Source organism: Bradyrhizobium agreste (assembly GCF_016031625.1).
In the GTDB taxonomy this organism is placed as follows: domain Bacteria; phylum Pseudomonadota; class Alphaproteobacteria; order Rhizobiales; family Xanthobacteraceae; genus Bradyrhizobium; species Bradyrhizobium agreste.
Genome location: NZ_JACCHP010000004.1, coordinates 155,930 through 177,930, shown reverse-complemented (window position 1 = coordinate 177,930; position 22,001 = coordinate 155,930). Strand labels below are relative to the sequence as shown.

Genomic DNA, 22,001 nt, shown 5'->3' with positions numbered 1-22,001 from the left:
AACTTGTGCGGAGACGCTGAGAAATTCCGCGACGCGAAGACTATCGGGAGCGGGTCAATGCATTTCCACCGGTTGTGGCGCGCGCAAGTTGCAAGTCCGGACTTGAACCGAGGGCCGCTTGTGGATTTATGTCGGCTCTGCCCCACTCGAACCGGGGCTCTACGTCAGGGAGGTCTCGATGATTTCGGCTCGCTCATTTGCCCTTGCACTTGTGATTGCACTTTCGGCCGGTCCGGCGTGGTCGGCCTCCGGCAATGCGGTCAAGTTGTTCGACACCGACAACGACGGCACGCTCGATCTCGCCGAGGTAAAGAAGGCTGCCGCGGCCGCGTTCGCAAAGCTCGATCCCGATCACGACGGCACGCTCGATGCGCGCGAATTGCGTGGGCGGTTGACCGCGAAAGAACTCGCCGCCGCCGACCCAGACCGCGACGGGACCCTCACCCTCGACGAATATCTGGCGGTGGTCGAGCAGCGTTTCAACGCAGCCAATCCCGACAAGGACGGAACGCTGGATGCGAAGGAGCTGAACTCGCGCGCCGGTCGCGCACTCGTGCGATTGCTCCGCTGAGCGCCGCGATGGAACGGACATTGACAGGCGCAACGTTTGCGACCATTCCCGTCTGACTCTTGGGAACATCGGGCTGCTGGGTCTGTTTCTCCGCATGTCCTGCCGGCGCTGGGGCTGCGCGGCGGGAGAAAAGGAGATTCAGATGAACACGAAGCGTTCCGTTCTCGCTGCCTGCGCAATCCTGACGCTGAGCGCCGGGATTGCGGTCGCCGGTCCGTGCAACACCGGCAGCGCCAGCACCGACAAGGATGCCGGTTCTGGTCCGGTGACCGTCGGCTCCGCGCAATCGCATGCGTCCGGCTCGGCGAGCGATACCAGCCAGCATCCGCCGACCAGCACGATGAATCGTGCCAGCGGTGAATCGCCGGCATCGTCCGAGGATGCGCAGCGGCAAATGCAGAGCGAGCCGACGGCGGCTCAGCGTGCCGAAGGCGCCAAGCCGAGCGCCGAAATGGCCGACAAGGGCTGCTGACGACACTCTTGTCGATTTGACGCGCTGTGCATTGCACAAGGCAATGTCTCGCCGGTCGCGCTTGACCAAGAGGGAACCTGCTTTGTCCGAGAGGGAAATGCGACCGCGAAGAATCGGCATAGACGCGCTCGGCGGACGAATCGAAGCTTGAACTGCACTTGACGCAGCCCTAGGTTTTTCGCCGCGCGATGTCGCGCACAATACCTTGGGAGACCCGAATGGCTTGGAAAGCTCCGAAGATCGTGGAAGTGCCGGTCGGCATGGAAATCAACATGTACGCCTGCGCTTCGCGCAAGTAAGACCGACGAGCTGCTGCGGCTTCGATGGCGGACGCCGTCGGAGCCGTGGCAGTATCGGGCCTGCCTCGCCGTGCTCCATGCTTTGCGGATCGGCGCGAAAGCCGCGCGTGGAGGGGCTTCAATTCTCTCCCCCGCAAAATCTCGACCGGGCTCTGCGGCAGTGTGTTACGCTGGCGCCCGGTCAGCGCTGCTGCCGCATCATAGCGGCGCGCGCCTTTGGGGCACGGGATGGGCGGCAGAGCCTGCAAGTTCTGGACGGTGATTGTGTGCGCGATCGTGCTGGCGCCGGCACGAACCAGCGCCGAGGCAGGCTTCGATACCGAGCACATCTTCGGCTTCATGATCGGCACCGACGTCGGCAATGTCGGCGAGCGCGAATTCCAGAGCCAGACGACGGGGCGCTTCGGCAAAGGCGGGGTCGCCTATCGCGCCCTCGCGCACGAGGCCGAGATCGAGGTGGTGCCGCTGCCGAATTTTCGTATCGAGGTCGGCGGCAGCGCCAGCTTGCACGACATCACCGGCGTCCCTGATTTCGATGACCGCCGCCAGTTCAACTTCCAGGGCGTCTCGCTCGACCTGCGCTATCGGCTGCTCGACCGCGAGCGCGCACCATTCGGCCTCACGATTGCGGCCGAGCTCCACGGCGACCGCATCGACGAGACCAGCGGCGCGAAAGGGCGAATGTACGGCACCGAATTGACGCTCGCCTTCGACCGCGAACTCATCCCGAACTTCGCCATCGGCGCCCTCAACCTGATCTACCAGCCGGAATGGGCGCGCTTCGAGATTGGAGGCGCTTCCGAGAAAAGCTCGACGATCGGGGCCGCGTTTGCCGGCCTGGTGCGGGTGCGGCCCAATGTGCTGCTCGGCGGCGAGATACGCTACTTCCGGCAATATGAGGGCATCGGCCTTGGCGAGTTCTCAGGCCAGGCCCTGTTTGTCGGCCCGACCGCCTACTTTCAGCTCTCCGAGCGCTCCCGGCTCACCATGACCTGGAGCATGCAGGCCTGGGGGCGCCCGGCCGGCTCAGGCGGCAATCTCGACCTCGTCAATTTCGAGCGGCATCAGGCGCGATTGGTGTTTGGCGTGAACTTCTAGCGCGGAAGTTACAAGCCGGCCATGACGAGGCTTCGGCGCTTTGAAACTTCGCCCTCCTTGAAGCGTAGTTCCGTGTGCTAATCTGTCCATCGGCCCCTCGCGTAAGGATCCCGGCATGAACCCGATTGACCTGGTGGTGACTGTTTGTGCGGTGCTCTCGCCTGCGACCTGCGAGGAGCAGCATCTGGTGTTCAACTATTTCGGGTCGCCCCGCCAATGCGTGATGGCGGCGCCGCCCTATATCGCGCAATGGGTCGGCGAGCATCCGAAGTGGCAGGCGGTGCGGTGGCGCTGCGAATATCCGCACCCGAACAACAAGGCGTGAGCTGCAAGAATCGAACTGCTACTTGGTGCAGTCCTTCAGATCCTTGTCGGCAATCGAGAACACCACATCCGCCTTGATTTCGATATCGCGGACGATGCAGTGCCGTCCATTGGGATAGCTCACCCTGGCATCGTAACGGCCGGGCTCGACGCCGATGATGCGCAGCCGCTCGTCGTGGTCGACCTCCTTATCCTTGTCGTTCAGGGTTTGGTTTGGGCCCCACTCGGTCTTGCCGGCGGGTGAGAGCTGGAAGCCAGAAATTGTCTCGGTCGTCAGGTTCCAGAGCCGGATGCCCTTGCCCTTGCTCTGCGCGGCGGCTTCGCCGGCAAGCGTCAACAACGCGATCAAAGCAAGAACCCCACGCATCAGCCAGTCCTCCCAAAGGGCGCCGTCATTCCTTGATCAGGCGATCGCGGTTCTTTGCCTTGTCGAAATTCTTGGCGCGGTCAAGGCCGTTGGGTGCGATCAGCTTCGCCGAGACGAGATCGGCGCCGTCGAAATCGGCGTCGATGACGATGGCGCCGGTCAGATCGGCTCCGCCGAGTTGGGCGTTTTTCAGTGATGCGCCGCTCAGATCGGCGCCCCTGAGGACTGCGAATTCGAGGTCGACGCGCGACAAATCGGCGTTGCGCGCGTTCAGCTGTTCCAGCTTGGCGGATCTCAGCACCGCGCGCATCAGCCCCATCGACTGGTTGCGCATATCGGCGCCAAGATGCGCGTCCGCGATCGAGGCGCCGACCAGGCTTGCGCCGGTGAGGTCGGCAGCGATGCGCGCTCCTGACAGGTTGGCGCCGTCGAGACGCGCGCGGGCCATTTGCGAGGCGAACAGATAGGCGCCCTTCAGGCTTGCGCCGGTAAGATCCGCATCCAGCAGCCATGCCTGATCGAGGATCGCACCGTCCAGCCTCGCGTCTCGAAGTATTGTCTTGTTGAGCCGCGCGGCGCGGAGAACCGTGTTGGACAGGTCCAGCCCCGAGAGATCGAGACCCGACAGGCGTTTGCCGGTGAAATCGGCAGGCTGCTTTGGGCTCGCTTTGGCCAACATGGCCTCGACCTCCGGCCTCGTCATTTCAGCCGAGACCATCGCGGGGGAGGTGAGGTCGACGCCACGCATCATGTCCTGCGCGCCCGCCGCCATCGCAACGAGTGCGAGGCTAAGCGCTGCAAGACCAAGCGTTGCGAGGGCGACTGTCCGTGTCATCATCAGCTCCGCCGCCGGCCTAATCTAGCACGTCCGCCAGGCGATCGGCTATGAGGCATCTCGCTCAGTGCGGTCGCCTTGAGTTCGTTGGGCGAGGCTGGCCTTGATCGCCGCAATCTCGGCTTCGCCGCGTGTGTCGCGCGGGATGCCGATAGGCACCTCGGCCACGATCCGCGCTGGTCGCGGCGACAGGAAGAACAGCCGGTCGCCCAGGCGCACTGCATCGTCCAGGCTGTGTGTCACCAAAAGCGTCATCACCGGCCGGCTCGCGACGAGCGTTGCAATCTCATCGCGCAGGCGTCCGGCGAGAGCGTCATCGAGCGATGCCAGCGGTTCGTCGAGCACCAGAATATCCGGCTCGACGGCAAAGGCGCGGGCGAGCGCCACGCGCCGGGCCAAACCCAGCGAGAGCTCACCGGGATAGTGGTCGCGATGCGCTTCCAGCTCCAAAATCCTGAAGAGCTCGGCGAGCTTGGCATCAGCGACATCGGGCGCAGCAAGCCGCACGTTCTGCTCGACCGAGCGCCACGGCAGCAGGCGCGGCTCCTGGAACACCATGCCGATCCGCGCCTCCGGCGGTCGCGCGACGTGGCCTGCAAAGTCGCGGTCCAGTCCCAGGATGATGCGCAGCATCGTGCTCTTGCCGCAGCCGGAGGGGCCGATCAGCACGCCGACCTCGCCGGATTGCAGCGCGAACTTGACGGGCGCCAGCACCTCGTGCGTCCCGCCCGCGGCACTCCTGAAAGTCTTGCCCGTGATATCGACCTCAAGCCGCACGGGGCCGCCACCTGTTTGCGCGGGCTTCGAACGGCTGCACCAGCAAGGTTTCGATGACGAGCACGACGGCGGCGAAGGTCAGGGAATAGGCCAGCAGCCGCGGCGTGTCGAACAGCTGGAAGGCGACCCCGATCTCGAAGCCGACGCCGTTCGGCCGTCCGAGCAGTTCGGCGACCAGCACGATCTTCCAAACCAGGGACAGGCCGGAGCGGGCGGAGGCTGCGATATAGGGCGCCAGCTGCGGCAGCACGACATGGCGGAAGGCGCGCCAGCGCGGCATTGCGAACACGCTCGCCATCTCGTCGAGCGAACGGTCGAGCGCGCGCGTGCCCTCGCGCAAGGTGACGATGGCGGTCGGCAGCTTGTTGATGGCGATCGCCGCGATCGCGGCGGCCTCGGTCAGGCCAGCCCAGATATAGGCCAGCACGATCACGACCAATGCGGGCAGGTTGAGCAACAGGATCAGCCAGGGATCGCCGAGCCGGTCGGCGAGCTTGATCCGGCCCATCAGGTATCCGATGGCACTGCCGACCGACATCGCCAGGGTGAAGGCGAGCGCGACGCGCGCCAGCGTGGCGCCGAGATGCAGGAACAGTGCGCCGCTTGCTGCTTCCGCGATCATCACCTGAAGCACCGCCGGCGGGGAGGGCAGCTTTGCGCCGCCGACGAGGAGCGCGGCAATCCACCAGATCGCGAGGAACAGGGCGAACGACAGCAGGCGCAGCACCTCAGTCTCCGGGGACTGCATGATAGAAGGTGCCCGGATCGAGCTCGGCTGCGGGGCCGACGAGATCGCGGCCGCCGATCTCGGCCAGCACGCGGTAGAGCACGCGCGCGTCCTTTTCCTCGTCATCGATGCTCCGGCGGGGAATGCCGTCGCGGTAGCGGTCGCGGTACGTCTTGAGCAGGGCAGGATCGGTCGTGCCGGTGAGCGGCGCGACCTTGTCCCAGGCCGCATCCGAGGTCGCCAGCAGCTCCTTGGCCTTGCGGGTCATTGCGATGAAGCGCGCGACTGCCTCCTTATGGCTCGCGGCCCAGCTCTCGTCGAAGGCATAGCCGACCGCGGCGACCGCGCCTTTGGCACCCAGCTTGGGCAAGATGTCCTCGATGCCGGTCAGGCGCCTGAAACCCTTGGCTTCGAGCTGGGCGCAGAAATTCCAGAAGTTGAGGCTCGCATCCAGCTCGCCGTCCAACGCCTTGGCGGCGATCAGGGGCGGGGCGCCGTAGACGATGGTTGCTTCCGACTTCAGGTCGATGCCGTCCTGCTTCATTCGCGCCTGCAGCAAGAGCCAGCTCTTGTCGATCGCCCCGCCGGCGACCGCGAGCTTGCGGCCCTTGAGGTCGGCGAGCGTCTTGATCGGCGACGAGGCCGGTACCATCACGGCGCCGAGCGCGCTGGAATAGGGATAGAAGGTGAGCTTCGCACCGAGCGTGCGCTCGCGTGAGACCCACAGCCAGTCCGACAGGATGATGTCGGCGCTGCCGGCGCGCATCGCGATCTTGCCGGCCTCGGTGCTCGCGAGCTCGGTGACCTCAAGCGACAGGCCGGCCTCCTTGTCGAGGCCGGCGCTGCGGATCGCGGCCAGCTCCCACGAGAATGTTCCGGTCTTCTGCACTGCAAGGCGGATCGTGTCCGCGGCGCCGGCAGGTGCGGCTAGCGCCAGTACCGTTGCGAGCGCCCATATTCGCGCCAAAACTCTCATCACCTTGTGAGCCGTTTCCTCTGACTGAGTGCTTTTCAGCACAATACGCATAGCATAGCTTGGGTCGCAACCAGCGGGAGGACGCGCATGAATCTGGCCGGACGGCTACGACCGATTGTCGCCGCATTGACGGCGCTCGCTGCGAGCGTATGCGTGGCAGGGGCCGAAGAGGCCAATGATTATCCCACCGCGGCACGTGCGGAATACGTCTATGGCTGCATGAAGGCCAATGGCGAGACTCGGTCCGCGATCGAGCAATGTTCCTGCTCGATCGACGTGGTCGCCTCGATCGTGCCCTACGAGCGCTATGTTACCGCCGAGACCGCGCTCAGCATGTCGCAAGTGCGCGGCAATCTCGGCGTGCAGTTTCGTACCTCGGAGCAGGCCAATTCGGCGGTGAATGACTTGAGACGCGCGCAGGCGGAAGCCGAGGTGAGGTGTTTCTAGTTTGCTGCCGCGGTGTCTTACCCTCCCTTGGAGGGGGAGGGTCGATCGCGCGCAGCGCGAGCGGGGTGGGGTGATCTCTCCACTCGGGCACTGCTGGATGGGGAGAGACCGTCACCCCCCCGTCTCACATCTCGCTACGCTCAATGTGAGCCGACCCACGGGCGCGCTACGCTCGTCCCGGACCCCTCCAGGGGAGGGTGCTCCTCGCCTCACGTCCCCGGCTTCTCGACATCCCATTCATTGCGGAACACATGCCCATCCGTATCCCGGGCTTCCGCACGGAAACGCTTGGCGCCGTTGGAGACATAGGTGAAGCGCAGGTTGGGATCTTCCGAGATCGAGATGCCGCCTTCCATCGACAGCACGGGGCTGTCGTCCTGCGTCAACTTGAGCTGGTTGATGAAGAAGGTGGGGATATAGAGCTGCGTGACCTGGTCCATCTGCAGGCCGGAATTGTTGGGATGACCGATCATGATCTGCGCTTCGCGCACGCGGCTGGCCGGACCGTCCTCACGAGCGAATTGCCGGTAGCGCATCTGGCCGAGCCGGTTCCTGGCTTCCTCCACGTTCTTTGCAGCCGGCGCCGAGCAGCCGCCGGAGGCCTTCACATACACTTTCGAGACGTAGAGCTCGCCGTCAGTGAGCTCGGCCACGGCGTGCACGTCGGTGTAATTGTTGACGCGCACGCGGGTCGAGATTTCCGTGACGTTGGCGTCCGGGCCGAGCTCGAACTTCGCGGCCATCGGCGCGGGGTTGCGGTCGATCACCAGCGTGATCGAACGGATGCGTCTGCTGTCGCCGGGCGACAGCTTGCTGCGCAGCGTCACCGGCACGATGGCGGCATCCTCGGCGCGATACGGCATCTCGATGCCGATGACCTCGGCACCGTCGTTCATCGGTCGGTTATTGAAGATGTCCTGCACCAGGCCCGGCCAGGGATCGTAGGCCTCTTCCGCCTGCGCCGGCACGGCGAAAGCGATGCCGAGGAGCAGGGCAATCAGGGGCTGGCGGCGTGTGCATCCCGTCATCTCATGCTCCCGGGCAGTCAGCGAAGCTGATCTCCTGCCAGCGTAGCGCGCCCGCTACTCCCATTCAATTTCCGAGAATGCTGCAGTTGCGTTGCGGGCGTTGTAGTCCTCGAACAGCTGCCAGTGCGGCCGCTCCTCTGCGGCTGCCTTATCCGCAGCCTTGCGGATCGGCTCGCCGTTCTTGTTCAGTTTGCGGACGTCGGACAGCAGCGTTGACAGGTAACGCCGTTCTTCGCTCAGCGCCGCGGGCCAGTCGCTCACAGGACCGTGACCGGGAACAACGCGCAGCGCCGGGATCGTTTCCAATTCTTTGAGCGTGGCGAGCCAGCCGCGAATGCTGCCGTCGATCACCGGAATGTGGCGGAGAAAGACGAGATCGCCGGCAAGCAGGGTTTTGGTGGTCTCGTCGAACACGGTCAGATCATTGTCGCTGTGTCCAGCCGGCCATGCCCGCAGGGTCAAGCGGCGCGAGCCCAGATCGAGCGTGAGCGTGTCCGTCACGAGCAGGGTCGGCGGCACGATCTTTACAGGATCGATCAATTCGGCGCCCATGATGCGCCTGAAATTGTCGAGATAGAACGGCCCGCGGGTGGCCAGCGCCTGCGGCAGCTTGCTGTGACCGACGAAGCTGGCTCCCTCAGCCGCGAAGGCAGCATTGCCGAAGACATGGTCGGGATGGCCATGGCTGTTGATGATATAGCGGATCGGCTTCGGCGTGCGCGCCCGTACTGCCGCGAGCAGCGCCTCGCCTTCGCGCAGGCTGCCGCCGGTGTCGATCACGGCCACCGCGTCATCTCCGACGATGAAGCTGACATTGGCGATGTCGCCTTCATTCTCACGGCTCATCAGCGCGATGGTCCCGGAGTGTACGAAGATTCCCGGCGCGACTTCGCTCACAGGCAATTCGGCCGTCCCGGCGCGTGCTAGCGTTGCTGCTACCAGGGACAAGGCTGCGATCACGAGAGCGATGCGAGACACTTTTCCGCCTCAGTTCAAAGGATTGGTCTCATTGCACTGCAACAAAGCAAAGCCGGCAAAGTTGGCACACGTGGCGCGTCATGCGTTGCATGGATAACATTCAAACAAAACGAGGAGGAAGCGCGATGACGCAGGCCGAACGACATCGTCGCTGGTGGTTCTCGCTCTGGATCGTGATCGCATCATGTGCGTTCGGCGATGTCGCCGGTGCACAGACCAACGAGACCGGAGATCTCTCGTTCGAGCTGGTCGACCCGAAGGTGCTGCGGGTTTGCGCCGACCCGCGCAACCTGCCGTTCTCCAATGAAAAGGGCGAGGGCTTCGAGAACAAGCTCGCCGAATTTCTGGCGGACAAGCTGCAGAAGAAGCTCGACTACGTCTTTTTTCCGCAGGCCACCGGTTTCGTGCGGATGACCCTGGGCGCGCATCGCTGCGACGTCATCATGGGCTTCCCGCAGGGCGACGACCTCGTGCAGGGGACCAATCCCTATTACCGCACGACCTATGCACTGGTCGCCAAGTCCGGCAGCGGGCTCGAGGACGTCGACACGCTGGAGGACGCACGCCTGAAGGGCAAGCATATCGGAATCGTCGCCGGCACGCCGCCGGCGACGAATATGGCGTTGGCAGGCCTGATGGGCGACGCAAAACCCTATCCGCTGATGATCGACACGCGCTTCGACAATTCGGCGCAGGCGATGATCGAGGACCTCACTGCCGGCAAGATCGACGCCGGCGTGCTCTGGGGACCGATGGCCGGCTATTATGCGAAGAAAGCCGGCCCCTCGCTGCACGTCACGCCGCTGGTCAAGGAGACCACCGGGCCGAAGCTGGTCTATCGCATCGGCATGGGCGTGCGCCCCGCCGACCAGAACTGGAAGCGGCAGCTCAACCGGGTGATCCAGGAGAACCAGGGCGAGATCAACAAGATCCTGCTCGATTTCGGCGTGCCGCTGCTGGACGAGAGCAACCGGCCGCTCGGCGCGGAGACCGCCAAGAAGGCGCCATGAGCCGTCCGCTTGCCGCTGCGTTCGTCGTTGCCCTGCTCGTGGCCCCGGCGCTGGCGCAGCAGCAGGAGCCGTTCGAGCCCGAGGGCTATCGGACCGACAATTATCGCGCGCCGGTGCCGGCGACGCTCGCCGGCGCGCGCGTGCTCACGACCGGCGAGGCGGAGGCGATCTGGCGCGCGAACAGCGGGACCTTCGTCGACGTGATGCCGCGCCCGCCGAAACCAAAGAACCTTCCTGTGGGCACGGTGTGGCGTGACGCGCCGCGCAGGAACATCCCGGGCAGCCTCTGGCTGCCGGACACCGGCTATGGAACGTTGCCGCCGGCCATGGATGATTATCTCCAGCGCGGCCTCGCGCGCGCCTCACGTGGCGACAAGGCCGCACTGCTGGTGATCTATTGCCTCGCCGATTGCTGGATGTCCTGGAACGCCGCCAAGCGCGCACTGGCTTATGGCTATTCCAACATCGCCTGGTATCCCGACGGCACCGACGGTTGGGAGCGCGCGAAGCTTCCGACCGAAGAAGGGCAGCCGGAGCCGCGCCCCGACCAGTAATGGCTGAACGCAGCTGCCTGGCCGCTCCCCGTGAGCGGGAGTGGCTGAGACGGTGCTATTTCTGCTTCTCCAGCTTCGTCAGCGTGCCCGTGCCGTTCGTCTCGGTGGCCGAATACGTCACCCTGTCGCCGGCATGGACGGCATCCAGCATCGTGGCATCCTTGGCCTTGTATTCCTGCAGCGCACCGGCGCTGCCGGCGCTGGCGCCGACCGTACCTTTCTGCGTCTGCTGGATCGAGATCGTGCCGTTGAGCCGATCGATCCGCGTGATCATCCCGGTCATGTCGTCAGCAAAGGCGCTGGTTGCGAGCATGCTGAGGACTGCAGCGCCCGCGAACATGAGTCTTGTGGTTCCCATCGAGGCCTCCCGACGTCTGGAGTTCACGTCGACAAGCCACCATAAATCGATTTGGTTCCGGCAGATAGCGCGGCAAAAGGTTAACGCTGCCGGGGCGATTGCGGGAACATTTCGTGAGCTGTCAGCGTGACTGACGCTATTCCATTTCCTGCTGGATCACGCGTCCGAGCGCGAACAGGCGCTGGTCGATCGAGGTTGGAACCTCGCAGACGAAGCGCACCACCTTGCGGCGGTCCTCGAAGATCCGGGTCGTCCAGATCAGCTCATTGCTGAGCGCCTCGATCTTCGCCTCGTCACGCGGCGTGGCTCCTTGCAGAGCCTGGAGTTGAATCGTCTCCTCGCGGATCTTGTCGGCGGCATCGCGCTGCTTGCGGCTGACGCGCTCGAGCCCGTTCATGACCTGGGAGCGCTGGGCGTTGAGCGTGTCGAACAGGCCGGCGAACAGCAGCTTGGCGTTCGCGGTCTTGTCGGCGGCGGAACCTGCGAGAAACTCCTTCACCAGCTTTTCCGCCTCATCCAGCGGCATCTTGCGCGCCGCCAGTTTCGCAACGAGCGCGCTGATCCTGGCGTCGTCCTTCCATCTGTTCTGCACATCGTCGAGCGGCGGACCGCCCCACACGGCCGCCAGCGAGATCTCGGGCACCTTGGCCTGGGTGCACGGCCAGTCGGGATAGCGCGGATCGGCCGCGTGCGCCGCCGCGCTCGCAACAGCCAGCACCAGGACAGAAGTGGCCAGAACCCGGACCGTCATGCTTCGCCTCCCGCAGGCCCGCGTCGCGCCAGCCCGCGCGAGGGATCATAGGCCAGGATGGCGCCGATCATGAAGACGATTGTGCAGGTCGCGACCACCGCCAGCGAGATCCAGTTGACCTGGCCATACAGCGCGAATCGGATCAGCTCGACCGCGTGGGTGAACGGATTGGCCTCACACAGATAATAGAGATAGGGGCTGCCCTCCTGCACCCGCCAGAGCGGGTAGAGCGCGGAGGAGGCGAAGAACATCGGGAAGATCACGAAGTTCATGACACCGGCGAAGTTCTCCAGCTGCTTGATGCCCGACGAGATCAGCATGCCGAGCGAGCCCAGCATCAGCCCCGACAGGATCAGCGCCGGCAGCACGGTAAGATAGCCCTGGGGCGGCGGCGTGATGTCCCAGAGCCAGGCGATCAACAGGAACGCATAGACCTGGAGCAGCGACACCGCGGTGCCCGCGAGCAGCTTGCAGAACAACAGGAATCCACGCGGCAGCGGACTCACCAACAGCGTGCGCATGTTGCCCATCTCGCGGTCATAGACCATCGACAGCGAGGATTGCATGCCATTGAAGAGCTGGATCATCGCCATCAAGCCGGGCGCGATATAGACCTCGTAGAGGATATAGGTCTCGTAGGGCGGGATGATGGAGATGCCGAGCACCTGGCGGAAGCCGGCGGCGAAGATGAACAGCCACACCAAAGGCCGTACCAGCGCCGAGACGAAGCGCTCGCGCTGATGCAGGAAGCGCAGGCCCTCGCGCCAGACGATCCCGCCGAGGCAGGTCATGTACTCGGCGAACGAGAAGCCGCGCGGCGCCTCGCGCGTCGCGATGCTGCTCATGCGCCGCCTCCCGGCATGGTTTTCGCGCCGGTCAGGCGCATGAAGGCGGTGTTGACGTCCTGCGCGCCGGCCTCCGCGATGACGCGGCTCATCGGCCCCTGCGCCAGCACCTTGCCCTGGTGCAGCACCACGAGATCGTCATCGGCCAAGATCTCGTCGAACAAGTGCGTCGCCCAGAGCACGCCGATGCCTTGCTCGGTCACGAGCTGGCGCACGTGGCTGATGATGTCGGCGCGCGCCTTGACGTCTAGGCCGACGGTCGGCTCGTCGAGCAACAGGAGGCGTGGTCGGTGCAGCAATGCGCGTGCGATCTCCAGCCGCCGCATCTGTCCGCCCGAGAGGTCGCGCACCTTGCTTGCAGCGCGATCCGCAAGCCCGATGCGGCCGAGCAGCTCGGTGCTGCGCGCCGAGGCCTCGCGGCGGCCGATGCCGTGCAGCGCGGCGTGGTAGAGCAGGTTCTGCGTCAGCGACAGGTCGAGATCGAGCGTGCGCGGCTGGAACACGACACCGAGCAGCCGCAGCGCCTCGCCGGGGCTCTTGCTGACGTCGTGGCCGAAAATGCCGACGCGGCCGGATTGAATGCCGAACAGGCGCGTGATCAGCGAGAACAGCGTGCTCTTGCCGGCGCCGTTGAGTCCGAGCAGCGCCGTGAAGCTCGCGGGCTGGACACTGAAAGACACGTCCATCAATGCGCGCCGCGGACCATAGGAATGGCTGACGCCGTCGATCGACAGCGCCGGCACCGCGGCCGTTCCCGTTCTCGGCGTCTCCTGCGCTTCGGCGATCGGGGCAGGGCTGGTCATGGCGCGATCGTGACGCCCCAGGGCAGCTCGCCCACCTGAATGGTCTTGATCACCTTCTGCGCGGCGACGTCGATGACGGAGACGTCGTTCGACACACCGTTGGTGGTGAGCAGATGTTTCTCGTCCGGCGTGAACGCCATGTGCCAGACCCGCTGCCCGACCAGGAGATATTTCGTCACCTTGCGCGAGGCCACGTCGACCACGGCGATGCGATTGGCGGGGCCGAGCGCGACGAAGGCGGTCTTGTCGTCCTTGGTCATGCCGATCCCGACCGGCTGGATCGCCTCCTTCCGCAGGCCGGGGATCTCGAACGTGACCTTGCCGATCACCTCGTGCTTCTTGGGGTCGATGATTGAGACGGTGCCGCCGATCTCCGAGGACACCCAGACCTCCGACGAATCGTGCTTGTACTCGGCAAAGCGCGGCCGCGCATCCACCAGAACGTTGGCGACGATCTGGCGCGACGACGTGTCGATGAAATGCGCCATGTTGGTCGTCTCGGACGTGTTGATCAGCGTCTTGCCGTCCGGGCTGATGGTCATGCCTTCGGGCTCGACGCCGACCTGGATGTCGCCGAGCCGGGCGCGCTTCTCGAGGTCGATCACCGTCACCGTGTTGTCGTTCTCGTTGGCGACATAGAGGATCTTGCCGGCGGCATCCTGCGCGAACAGCTCGGGGTCGGGTCCGGAAGGCAGGCTGTCCACCACGCTTTGCGTCTTGGCGTCGATGACCTGGATGGTGTCGTCGTCACCGACCGCGACCATCACAAACTTGCCGTCGCGGGTGAAATCGATGCCGCGCGGACGCTGGCCGACCTTGATGGTCTTGGTCACGGTCCAGCTGTCGGTATCGATCACCGAGACCGTGTTGCTCTTCTCGTTCGAGACATAGGCGATGAACGCATGCGCGGGCGCTGCCGCCAGCGCTAGAGCCGCGAGCAATGCTGCTCCGAACATGTGCGATGTCCGCCTGCGGGCGGCCCTTACCTCCCCCGCTTGCGGGGGAGGGAGCGCACCATCTCCGGAACGGCTGCATCGCATCACATCGCTCACTTCAACTTGCATTTGCTCTCCGGGCGATCATAGCCGAGCGTGTCGAGCTCGGAGACCTGGTGCAGAAATCCCTCCTGCGGCGACACCGACACCACCATGCGGCCGTCGACCAAGAGGATCGGCTGGCGCAGCTGCCAATTCCAGTCGCGCAAGGTCAGTCGCGTCCCCTTGAAGGCGGCGACCGAGAAATCCGGGCCTTTGATGAAATCTGTGACCTTCTTGACCTCGCCGGAATTGGTGCGCGAGGTGGCTTCGCCGATCATGCGCACCGCGGTCCAGGCCTGCATGTCGAGTGCGGTTATCCGCCGCGAATTCAGCTTGATGAAGCGGTTCTGCATCTGGATCGCGCCCCATTGGTCCTGCGAGGCGTCCCAGCTGCGCGGCACGAGGCCGGCCGAGCCCGCGACCGGGCGCGGATCCCAGGTGCGATAGGGCAGATAGGCGCCGAACACCTCGCTTTCGTCGGCGGCGACCAGCACGTCGTAAGCGGGTGCCTGCTGCGTGAACACCGGCATCTGCCGCTGGATCTGGGTGACGCCGCTGTCAGTGCGCCGCGCGCCGCCCTTGTCCTCGAAGGTCCGCTCCTGCACGATCTTGGCGCCGAACCGCGCCGCGGTACGCCTGATAGCATCGGCGAACAGTCTGTCCTCGTCGTGCGAGCCGACCACCAGCAGCCAGCGCGACCACTTCTTCCACACCAGATATTGGCCGAGCGCGTCCGCCAGCATCGCGCGCGTCGGCGCGGTGTGGATGACGTTGGCACGGCAATCGGCCTCGCGCAGCCGCTCGTCGATCGCGCCGGCGTTGAACAGCAGCGTGCCGCGCTCGCGCAGGGCATCCGCGACCTTCAGAAGCGCATCGGCGGGCAGGTCGGCGATGATGAAGCCGTTCTTCTCGGCGAGCGCGGTCGCAGCCTGCACCACGTCCTCGCCCTCTTTGATGCGGCGCTCCTCCAGCGTGAAGCGCTGGCCGGTGAACTTACCGGTGGTGTTGTTGTCCTCGATGGCAAGGCGCGCGCCGGCGACGCCATCGTTCTCGGCGGGCTGCTCGACCAGCGACAGCGTCGATCGGGTGCCGGCGATTGCGAGATAGCCGACGCCGATCGTGACGGGATCGGCCGCAAGTGCGCTCGTCGCGGCAAGACCAAAGCCGATCAGGCCGGCCAACCATCGGATCATGCTTCCTCCAGACGACCTCCCCGGCTTGACCGCCGGTGAAGAATTGTCTCTGCTTCAAGCATGACCAATTTATCAGGCCATGCAACCCCGCATTTCGTCCGCGCGCGCACGCGGCCGGGCATCACGATCATGCGAGCATTGTTGGCGATCGCAGCTTTGCTGTCGACGGGCTCGGCCGCGCTCGCCGACCCGCCGAAACTCGCGGTGTTCGATTTCGAGCTGATCGACACCAGCCTGCCCGGCGAGTTCTACGGCTCCAAGCCGGAAGAGGCGCGGCTCTTGCGCATCAGCGAGCAGTTGCGCAAGGCATTGGCAGAGTCGGGCAAGTTCCAGGTGCTCGACATCGCGCCGGTACGGGAGGCCGCCCGTCACGCCAACCTGCAGGCCTGCGGCGGCTGCGATCTCAAGCTCGCCGGGCAGCTCGGCGCCGATTTGGAGATCACCGGCCTCGTGCAAAAGGTCTCGAACCTGATCATCAATCTCAACATCTATTTGCGCGACGTGAAGACCGGCAACATGATCACCGTCGCCAGCGCCGACATGCGCGGCAACACGGATGAATCCTGGTCGCGCACGATGAACTATCTCATCCGCAACCGCCTCTTGGCGCCGAATTACGGCAAGCCGTGATTAGGGGACTCTTACCCTCCCCTGGAGGGGGAGGGTCGATCGCGCAAAGCGCGAGCGGGGTGGGGTGACGGTCTCTCCTTTGAGGCGGTGCCCGCGTGGAGAGATCACCCCACCCCGCTTCACTTCTCGCTTCGCTCGATGTGAAGCGACCCTCCCCCTCCAGGGGAGGGTAAGCAAGCATCACGCCTTCAGTTTCTGCGCATGCCAGTGCAGGTGATCGCTCATGAAGGTCGAGATGAAATAATAGCTGTGGTCGTAGCCCGCCTGGCGCCGCAGCGTCAGCGGGATGCCGGCCTTGGCGCAGGCGGCCTCGAGCAGCTCCGGCTTGAGCTGCTCATTCAGGAAATTGTCGGCCTCGCCGACGTCGATCAGGAAGCCGGAGAATTTCGCGCCGTCCTCGATCAGCGCCACCGTGTCGTGGTTGCGCCAGGAATCCTTGTTCGGCCCGAGATATCCGGTCAGCGCCTTGATGCCCCAGGGTACCAGCGAGGGCGCCACGATCGGGGCAAAGGCGCTGGCTGCTCGAAAGCGGTGCGGGTTGCGCAGCGCCACCGTCAGCGCGCCGTGACCGCCCATCGAATGCCCCATGACCGATTGCCGCCTGGCATCGACCGGAAAGTTCTCCGCAACGAGCTTCGGCAGCTCGTCAGTGACGTAGCTCCACATGCGATAATTGCGCGCGAACGGCTGTTGCGTGGCGTCGACATAGAAGCCGGCACCTAAGCCAAAATCATAGGCGTTGTTGGCATCGCCCGGCACGTCGGGCCCGCGCGGGGAGGTGTCGGGCGCGACGAAGATCAGGCCGAGCTCGGCGCAGGCCCTGCGGAATTCGCCCTTCTCGGTGACGTTGGCATGCGTGCAGGTGAGCCCGGAGAGATACCAGACCACGGGCAGCTTGGCGCCGTCCGCATACGGCGGGATATAGACCGAGAACACCATGTCGGTTCCGGTCGCCTGGCTGGCATGGCGATAAACGCCCTGCACGCCGCCATGGGATTTGTTGGTCGAGACAGTCTGAATCGTCATGCGCAAGGACTCCGTGGCATCTCACCACATCAAGATTGCAACGCTTGTGTGACCGAATTCGTGGCGTGATCAGGCGACGCCGCTGTCGATCGCCAGCCGCACCAGCTCGACCGAAGTCTTGACCCCGAGCTTCTGGCGCATGAGGGACGAGGTATTGGCCACCGTCTTGTAGGACGATTGCACCAGCCACGCGATCTCGGACAGGCTCTTGCCGGCGCTGAGCAGCCGCAGGATCTCCATCTCGCGCGCGTTCAGCTTCGAGAGCGGGTTTTGCGCCAGCGTCGGTCCGGCGAAAGCGATGCTGCGCGCGATCGCGGTCGGAAGATAGGTGCCGCCGCTTCCGACGGCGCGGATCGCCTCGACGAGGTCGTCGGGGTCGCCGGTCTTGGAGACGTAGCCCTTGGCGCCGCACTCGATCGCGCGGGCGGCGAAAGCGGGGTCGTCATTCATGCTGAACATGATGATGCGGGCCTCGGGCGCGCGCTCGAGGATGCGGCGCGCGAGCTCGAAGCCGGAGACGGTCGGCAAATTGATGTCGATGATGCAGAGGTCGGGACGTTCGACGATGAAGACGCACTCGCCGTCTTCGGCGTCGGCGGCCTCCAAGATTTCGATCTCGCCTTCGTCGGCCAGCACGGCGCGGCAGCCGGAGGCGACGATGGGATGATCGTCGACGATCAGAATGCGCATAGGCGTTCCCCGCGACAGCCCGTTCCCTTGGAGCTTGCCTGTTCTGCGCCGCATGAGCCTGACCAGGCAAGACGCGCGTCTCGTGTCGGCTCATGCAACCCGGCCGGGATTGCTGTACGCTTCCGATTAGATATCGGGCGGTTCGCCTCTGTCAACGTCGTCGGACAGGCGCCGGCCCTTCGCGAGGTACGAGCGAGACCAATGTGGCAGAATCTTTCCTTGCGAGGGCGCATCAATCTCTTGCTGGCGTTGCTGCTGGCGCTGGGGCTCGCGGTCAATATCGGCCGCCAGGTCGCCGAGGCCGGCCCGCGCGTGCAGGCCGAGGACCAGAGCGTGATCCGCCTCGCGCGCGAATTCATCGAGATGATCGTTGCCGATCTCAACGAGGCGCTGGATCCGGATGCCCGGCTGAACCAGATCGGCCGCGATCTCAGCCGCCTGCGCCATGTCAGCATCGCGCTGCACGATTCCGCTGGGAACCCGCTGACGCCGCCCCGGCTCGGCACTGATGCCGACACGCGCGGCCCGCCGGCCTGGTTCGTCAGCCTGGTTCATCCGGAGCAGACCGCGGTCAGCGTGCCGGTCTCGCTCCGGGGCAAGCCCGGCTCGCTCGTGATCATCTCGCATCCCGACGACGAGATGGCCGAGATCTGGGACGGCATCGTGACCCAGCTCGAGGTCGGCTCGGTGATCGCGCTCGCGCTGTTTTTCCTGATGATGAAGGTGGTCGGCCGTGCGCTGGCACCGCTGCAGTCGCTGGCAGAGGCGATGGGGAAGCTCGAAAGCGGACATTACGAGGCCCGTGTCGCGCCGGGCGGCGCGCCGGAGCTCGCCGCGATCTGCACCAGGCTCAACCATCTTGCGGCGACGCTTGGTGAAGCGGTCGAGGACAAGCGGCGCCTCGCCGAGCGTGCGGTGTCTCTGCAGGACATCGAGCGCAAGGAGATCGCGCGCGAATTGCATGACGAGTTCGGACCCTATCTGTTCTCGCTCCGCGCGCATGCGAGCGCGCTGGCCAAGCAGGCGGACGGACGCGAGCCGAGCGCGGATGCCGTGCGAAAACATGGCAGCGCCATGCTGGAGCAGATCAATGCACTCCAGCAGTTCAACCGCCGCGTGCTGGAGCGCCTTCGGCCCGTGGGCCTCGCCGAGCTCGGCTTGCGCCAGGCGCTCAAATCCCTGACGCGGCTGTGGCGGGAGTCGCGTCCCGACGTTGCGATCGAGACCTCGATCTCGCCGGCGCTTGGCCCAACCGGCGAGACCGCCGATCTCACCATCTACCGCATCGTGCAGGAGGCGCTCACCAACGTATTCCGCCATGCCGGCGCGACCTCGGTCAGCGTCGTCATCGAGCCGGTCGAGCAGGCCGGCGGCCGCGGCTGCGCCCGGGTGCGGGTCAGCGACAACGGCCGTGGCATGGAGCCGGGCCAGAAGCTCGGCTTCGGTCTGGTCGGCATGCGCGAGCGGATCCTGGCGCTCGGCGGCACGCTTAATGTGGTCTCCGGTGACGGCGGCGTGACCGTGGAAGCGCTAGTGCCGACAGCGGCAACCTGATCGCATCCGAAGCGATCGGGAAAAATTCCCGATTTGGTCGGGAAAATGGGTGCGGATTGGACCCGACCTTTTGTGGCTGGCGCCCTCATTGCGGCCGAATAAACTCGCCTCGACCAATCGGCGCAAAATCAAGACAGTCGGTGGTCACGGATGGGAAGGCGGGGATGGGCAGGGGTGTTCCGTTCAAGCGTGGTGTGTTGATGGCCTCGGTGTCGACCGGGCTGGTATCGGGCTTGATCTTTGCGAGCCCTGCCGGGGCCGCGCCGGACGAGGAGACCAACGTCCAGAACCTGCCGCCGGTCGAGGTCTCCGCACCACCTCCGGCGACGCGGCGCGCGGCGCCGTCGCGACCGGTTGCGCGGGTCGGGGCGCCGTCGTCCGCCGCGCCGAGGAGACGGATCTACGTCTATCCGACCTCGCCGGGCATCGGCCGTGGTCTCGACGTCGACAAGGTCCCGTCGGCGATCAATGCCGTCGATGCCAACCAGATCAGGCGCACGGGTTCGCTGAACGTCACGGACGCGCTGCGCGACAACATCGCCGGCGTCAACATCAGCGAAGTCACCGGCAATCCGTTCCAGCCGGATGTCGAATTCCGCGGCTTCGTCGCCTCGCCCGTGACCGGTACACCGCAAGGCCTTGCGGTGTACCAGAACGGCGTCCGTATCAACGAGGCATTCTCGGATGCCGTGAACTGGGACCTGATCCCCACGGCCGCGATCAGGTCGGTGACGCTGGTCACCAACAACCCGGCCTTCGGCCTCAACGCGCTCGGCGGCGCGATCAACCTGCAAATGAAGGACGGCTTCACCTATCAGGGCGCCGAGCTCGACCTCATGGGCGGATCGTTCGGGCGCATCCAGGGTTCGGCGCAATGGGGCAAGCAGGTCGATCAGAACTACGCCGTCTATGCTGCACTCGAAGGACTGCGCGACAACGGCTTCCGCAATTTTTCCCGATCGACGGTACGGCGCTTTTACGGCGATGTCGGCTACAAGGCAGGCGACAGCGAATTCCACGCCAATATGGGCGTCGCCAAGAACGATTTCGGCGCCAACGCCACCGTCCCGGCCGAGCTGCTCGACAAATATTGGGGCGCGACCTACACCACGCCGCAGACCACCTCCAATCGCGTCGGCTATCTCAACCTGACCGGCAAGGTCGACGCGACGCCGACCTGGACGCTGGAAGGCACCGCTCACGTGCGCAGGTACGAGCAGAAGGTGGTCGACGGCAACCCGACCGACGTGCAGGAGTGCGGTGCGGATCCGGCGCTGCTGTGCTTCGGCGATGACACCACCGCCGCGAACGGCGCGGGCGGCGTGCAACTCGCCAATCCCTTTGCGCCGGGCACCATCCTCGGCGAGATCGACCGGGGCTCGATCCGTTCGACCACGCTCGGCGTGTCGGGGCAGGCGACCAACACCGATCAACTGTTCGGCCACGACAACCGCTTCCTGATGGGTGCAACCTACGACGCCAGTGTCACGCGCTACAACGCCACCGCCGAGATCGGCTCGATCGGAGAGAACTACGTCGTCAGAGGCAGCGGCGTTTTCCTGGGCGCGACCCCCGCGGTAAACCCGGTTGCCGGCCCCGTCTCGCTGCGGACCGTCAACCAGTACAACGGCCTCTATGCGATGGACACGTTCAACGTCACAAATGCTTTCGCCATCACGGGCGGCGGCCGCTTCAACGTGGCGCGGATCTCGCTGGAGGACCAGCTCGGGACCGCGCTCAACGGCGATCACACATTCACTCGTTTCAACCCGATCATCGGCGGCACCTACAAGATCACGCCTGAGCTGACCGCCTATGCCGGCTATTCCGAGGCCAACCGCGTCCCGACGCCGCTCGAGCTCGGCTGCGCCGATCCCGTCAGGCCCTGCCTGCTCGCGGCGTTCCTGGTTTCGGATCCGCCGTTGAAGCAGGTCGTCTCCAAGACCGTGGAAGCCGGTTTTCGCGGCACCAAGGAGCTGAACATCGGCACGCTCGGATGGAAGGTCGGCGGCTTCCGCGCCACCAATTATGACGACATCGTCGCGGTGCCTGCCGTCGGGCGGACCGGCTTCGGCTATTTCTCCAATGTCGGCCGCACAAGGCGGCAAGGACTCGAAGCCGAAGTCAGCATCAAATCGCCCACGCTGCAGTTTCAGGCGAGCTATGCATTCGTCGACGCGCGCTTCCTCGATCCGCTCGAGCTCGGCTCGGAGAGCCCGTTCAGAGATCCTACCACAGAGACCATCCAGGTCAGGCCCGGCAACCAGATCCCCGCGATCCCGCGCCATCGCGTCAAGGTCGGCGTCGACTACGCCGTGACCGACGTCTGGAAGGTCGGCGGCAACGCGTTGTTCGTCTCCAGCCAATACCTCGTCGGCGACGAGTCGAACCAGTTCGCGAAGCTGCCGTCCTACACGGTGTTCAATCTCCACACCTCCTACCAGGTGACGAAGAACATCCAGCTCTATGGCCGCATCGACAACATCTTCGACAAGCGCTACGCGACCTATGGACAGTTCTTCGACACCGGGGCCTTGCCCAACTTCACCAACGGCGGCAATGCCTTCACCGACCCGCGCTCGCTCAGCCCGGCACGGCCGCGCGCGTTCTACGCGGGGATGCGGGTGACGTTCTAGATATGTTGGAAGTTC

26 protein-coding genes are annotated in these 22,001 nt (G+C 65.0%); 11 read left to right on the top strand and 15 right to left on the bottom strand.

Going from position 1 to position 22,001, the window contains the following annotated elements:
• The first annotated feature begins 178 nt into the window (after positions 1-178).
• From lanM to HZZ13_RS07775, 5 genes are all read left to right on the top strand, one after another.
• The gene (gene lanM / locus HZZ13_RS07795) at positions 179-571 is read left to right on the top strand and encodes a lanmodulin LanM (protein WP_197959052.1); all 393 of its coding nucleotides are present in this window, start codon (positions 179-181) and stop codon (positions 569-571) included.
• Positions 572-713: 142 nt separating this feature from the next.
• Complete coding sequence (locus HZZ13_RS07790; protein ID WP_210349255.1) at positions 714-1,043, top strand: hypothetical protein; 330 nt, start codon at positions 714-716, stop codon at positions 1,041-1,043.
• 218 nt (positions 1,044-1,261) lie between these two features.
• A complete protein-coding gene (gene pqqA, locus HZZ13_RS07785; protein WP_008562446.1) occupies positions 1,262-1,342 on the top strand; it encodes a pyrroloquinoline quinone precursor peptide PqqA in 81 nt (26 codons plus the stop codon).
• Positions 1,343-1,570: 228 nt separating this feature from the next.
• Positions 1,571-2,440, top strand: a complete 870-nt coding sequence (locus tag HZZ13_RS07780) for a DUF6662 family protein (protein ID WP_197959051.1) — start codon at positions 1,571-1,573, stop codon at positions 2,438-2,440.
• A gap of 115 nt (positions 2,441-2,555) precedes the next feature.
• Positions 2,556-2,765, top strand: a complete 210-nt coding sequence (locus HZZ13_RS07775; RefSeq protein ID WP_197959050.1) for a hypothetical protein — start codon at positions 2,556-2,558, stop codon at positions 2,763-2,765.
• A gap of 18 nt (positions 2,766-2,783) precedes the next feature.
• Here HZZ13_RS07775 and HZZ13_RS07770 read toward each other — a convergent pair whose 3' ends face one another.
• Genes HZZ13_RS07770 through HZZ13_RS07750 form a run of 5 tightly spaced genes read right to left on the bottom strand, consistent with a single transcriptional unit; the run spans position 2,784 to position 6,446 of the window.
• Positions 2,784-3,131 carry a hypothetical protein gene (locus HZZ13_RS07770; RefSeq protein WP_197959049.1) on the bottom strand — a complete coding sequence of 116 codons (348 nt, stop codon included), beginning with the start codon at positions 3,129-3,131 and terminating at the stop codon, positions 2,784-2,786.
• Between the two features lie 25 nt (positions 3,132-3,156).
• Entirely contained in the window at positions 3,157-3,966 is an 810-nt protein-coding gene (locus HZZ13_RS07765) for a pentapeptide repeat-containing protein (RefSeq protein WP_197959048.1), read from the bottom strand.
• Positions 3,967-4,014: 48 nt separating this feature from the next.
• Positions 4,015-4,743, bottom strand: coding sequence for an ABC transporter ATP-binding protein (locus tag HZZ13_RS07760; RefSeq protein ID WP_197959047.1), 729 nt, complete (start codon positions 4,741-4,743; stop codon positions 4,015-4,017).
• Positions 4,733-5,470, bottom strand: coding sequence for an ABC transporter permease (locus tag HZZ13_RS07755; RefSeq protein WP_197959046.1), 738 nt, complete (start codon positions 5,468-5,470; stop codon positions 4,733-4,735). Before HZZ13_RS07755 ends, HZZ13_RS07760 begins: the two co-directional genes overlap by 11 nt.
• Position 5,471: 1 nt before the next feature.
• On the bottom strand, positions 5,472-6,446 hold the full coding sequence (locus HZZ13_RS07750) for an ABC transporter substrate-binding protein (RefSeq protein ID WP_197959177.1): 975 nt from the start codon (positions 6,444-6,446) through the stop codon (positions 5,472-5,474).
• Between the two features lie 87 nt (positions 6,447-6,533).
• Between HZZ13_RS07750 and HZZ13_RS07745 the strand changes: the two genes are divergently transcribed.
• Positions 6,534-6,893 (top strand): hypothetical protein, encoded by a 360-nt coding sequence (locus HZZ13_RS07745; protein ID WP_197959045.1) that lies wholly within the window; start codon positions 6,534-6,536, stop codon positions 6,891-6,893.
• 209 nt (positions 6,894-7,102) lie between these two features.
• Here HZZ13_RS07745 and HZZ13_RS07740 read toward each other — a convergent pair whose 3' ends face one another.
• Both HZZ13_RS07740 and HZZ13_RS07735 read right to left on the bottom strand, forming a co-directional pair.
• Positions 7,103-7,921, bottom strand: a complete 819-nt coding sequence (locus HZZ13_RS07740) for a quinoprotein dehydrogenase-associated SoxYZ-like carrier (protein WP_197959044.1) — start codon at positions 7,919-7,921, stop codon at positions 7,103-7,105.
• Between the two features lie 54 nt (positions 7,922-7,975).
• Positions 7,976-8,899 carry a quinoprotein relay system zinc metallohydrolase 2 gene (locus HZZ13_RS07735; RefSeq protein ID WP_197959043.1) on the bottom strand — a complete coding sequence of 308 codons (924 nt, stop codon included), beginning with the start codon at positions 8,897-8,899 and terminating at the stop codon, positions 7,976-7,978.
• Between the two features lie 125 nt (positions 8,900-9,024).
• Between HZZ13_RS07735 and HZZ13_RS07730 the strand changes: the two genes are divergently transcribed.
• Both HZZ13_RS07730 and HZZ13_RS07725 read left to right on the top strand, forming a co-directional pair.
• Positions 9,025-9,909, top strand: coding sequence for a substrate-binding domain-containing protein (locus HZZ13_RS07730; RefSeq protein WP_197959042.1), 885 nt, complete (start codon positions 9,025-9,027; stop codon positions 9,907-9,909).
• Positions 9,906-10,463 (top strand): PQQ-dependent catabolism-associated CXXCW motif protein, encoded by a 558-nt coding sequence (locus HZZ13_RS07725; protein ID WP_197959041.1) that lies wholly within the window; start codon positions 9,906-9,908, stop codon positions 10,461-10,463. The genes HZZ13_RS07730 and HZZ13_RS07725 overlap by 4 nt, the downstream gene beginning before the upstream one ends.
• Positions 10,464-10,518: 55 nt before the next feature.
• Here the strand turns inward: HZZ13_RS07725 and HZZ13_RS07720 are convergent, their stop codons facing one another.
• The 6 genes from HZZ13_RS07720 to pedA1 all read right to left on the bottom strand — a co-directional run bounded on the left by HZZ13_RS07720 (position 10,519) and on the right by pedA1 (position 15,450).
• On the bottom strand, positions 10,519-10,821 hold the full coding sequence (locus HZZ13_RS07720) for a copper-binding protein (protein ID WP_197959040.1): 303 nt from the start codon (positions 10,819-10,821) through the stop codon (positions 10,519-10,521).
• A gap of 136 nt (positions 10,822-10,957) precedes the next feature.
• Positions 10,958-11,572 (bottom strand): BAR domain-containing protein, encoded by a 615-nt coding sequence (locus tag HZZ13_RS07715; protein ID WP_197959039.1) that lies wholly within the window; start codon positions 11,570-11,572, stop codon positions 10,958-10,960.
• Positions 11,569-12,417, bottom strand: coding sequence for a lanthanide ABC transporter permease protein PedC (gene pedC / locus HZZ13_RS07710; protein ID WP_197959038.1), 849 nt, complete (start codon positions 12,415-12,417; stop codon positions 11,569-11,571). Before pedC ends, HZZ13_RS07715 begins: the two co-directional genes overlap by 4 nt.
• Positions 12,414-13,220 (bottom strand): lanthanide ABC transporter ATP-binding protein PedB/LutE, encoded by an 807-nt coding sequence (gene pedB / locus HZZ13_RS07705; protein WP_197959037.1) that lies wholly within the window; start codon positions 13,218-13,220, stop codon positions 12,414-12,416. The genes pedC and pedB overlap by 4 nt, the downstream gene beginning before the upstream one ends.
• Complete coding sequence (locus HZZ13_RS07700) at positions 13,217-14,176, bottom strand: YVTN family beta-propeller repeat protein (RefSeq protein WP_197959036.1); 960 nt, start codon at positions 14,174-14,176, stop codon at positions 13,217-13,219. The genes pedB and HZZ13_RS07700 overlap by 4 nt, the downstream gene beginning before the upstream one ends.
• Positions 14,177-14,268: 92 nt before the next feature.
• Positions 14,269-15,450, bottom strand: coding sequence for a lanthanide ABC transporter ABC transporter substrate-binding protein PedA1 (pedA1, locus tag HZZ13_RS07695; protein ID WP_197959035.1), 1,182 nt, complete (start codon positions 15,448-15,450; stop codon positions 14,269-14,271).
• Positions 15,451-15,510: 60 nt separating this feature from the next.
• Between pedA1 and HZZ13_RS07690 the strand changes: the two genes are divergently transcribed.
• Positions 15,511-16,080 (top strand): DUF3280 domain-containing protein, encoded by a 570-nt coding sequence (locus HZZ13_RS07690; protein WP_197959034.1) that lies wholly within the window; start codon positions 15,511-15,513, stop codon positions 16,078-16,080.
• A 180-nt stretch (positions 16,081-16,260) separates the two neighbouring features.
• Here HZZ13_RS07690 and fghA read toward each other — a convergent pair whose 3' ends face one another.
• Together fghA and HZZ13_RS07680 are read right to left on the bottom strand one after the other, a co-directional pair.
• Positions 16,261-17,106 carry an S-formylglutathione hydrolase gene (gene fghA / locus HZZ13_RS07685; protein WP_197959033.1) on the bottom strand — a complete coding sequence of 282 codons (846 nt, stop codon included), beginning with the start codon at positions 17,104-17,106 and terminating at the stop codon, positions 16,261-16,263.
• A 69-nt stretch (positions 17,107-17,175) separates the two neighbouring features.
• Positions 17,176-17,796: a response regulator gene (locus tag HZZ13_RS07680; RefSeq protein WP_197959032.1), complete on the bottom strand. Its 621-nt coding sequence runs from the start codon at positions 17,794-17,796 to the stop codon at positions 17,176-17,178.
• Between the two features lie 201 nt (positions 17,797-17,997).
• Here HZZ13_RS07680 and HZZ13_RS07675 point away from each other — a divergent pair, with 201 nt between their 5' ends.
• A complete protein-coding gene (locus HZZ13_RS07675; protein ID WP_197959031.1) occupies positions 17,998-19,350 on the top strand; it encodes a histidine kinase in 1,353 nt (450 codons plus the stop codon).
• A gap of 164 nt (positions 19,351-19,514) precedes the next feature.
• Positions 19,515-21,986 carry a TonB-dependent receptor gene (locus HZZ13_RS07670; protein WP_197959030.1) on the top strand — a complete coding sequence of 824 codons (2,472 nt, stop codon included), beginning with the start codon at positions 19,515-19,517 and terminating at the stop codon, positions 21,984-21,986.
• Positions 21,987-22,001: the final 15 nt, after the last annotated feature.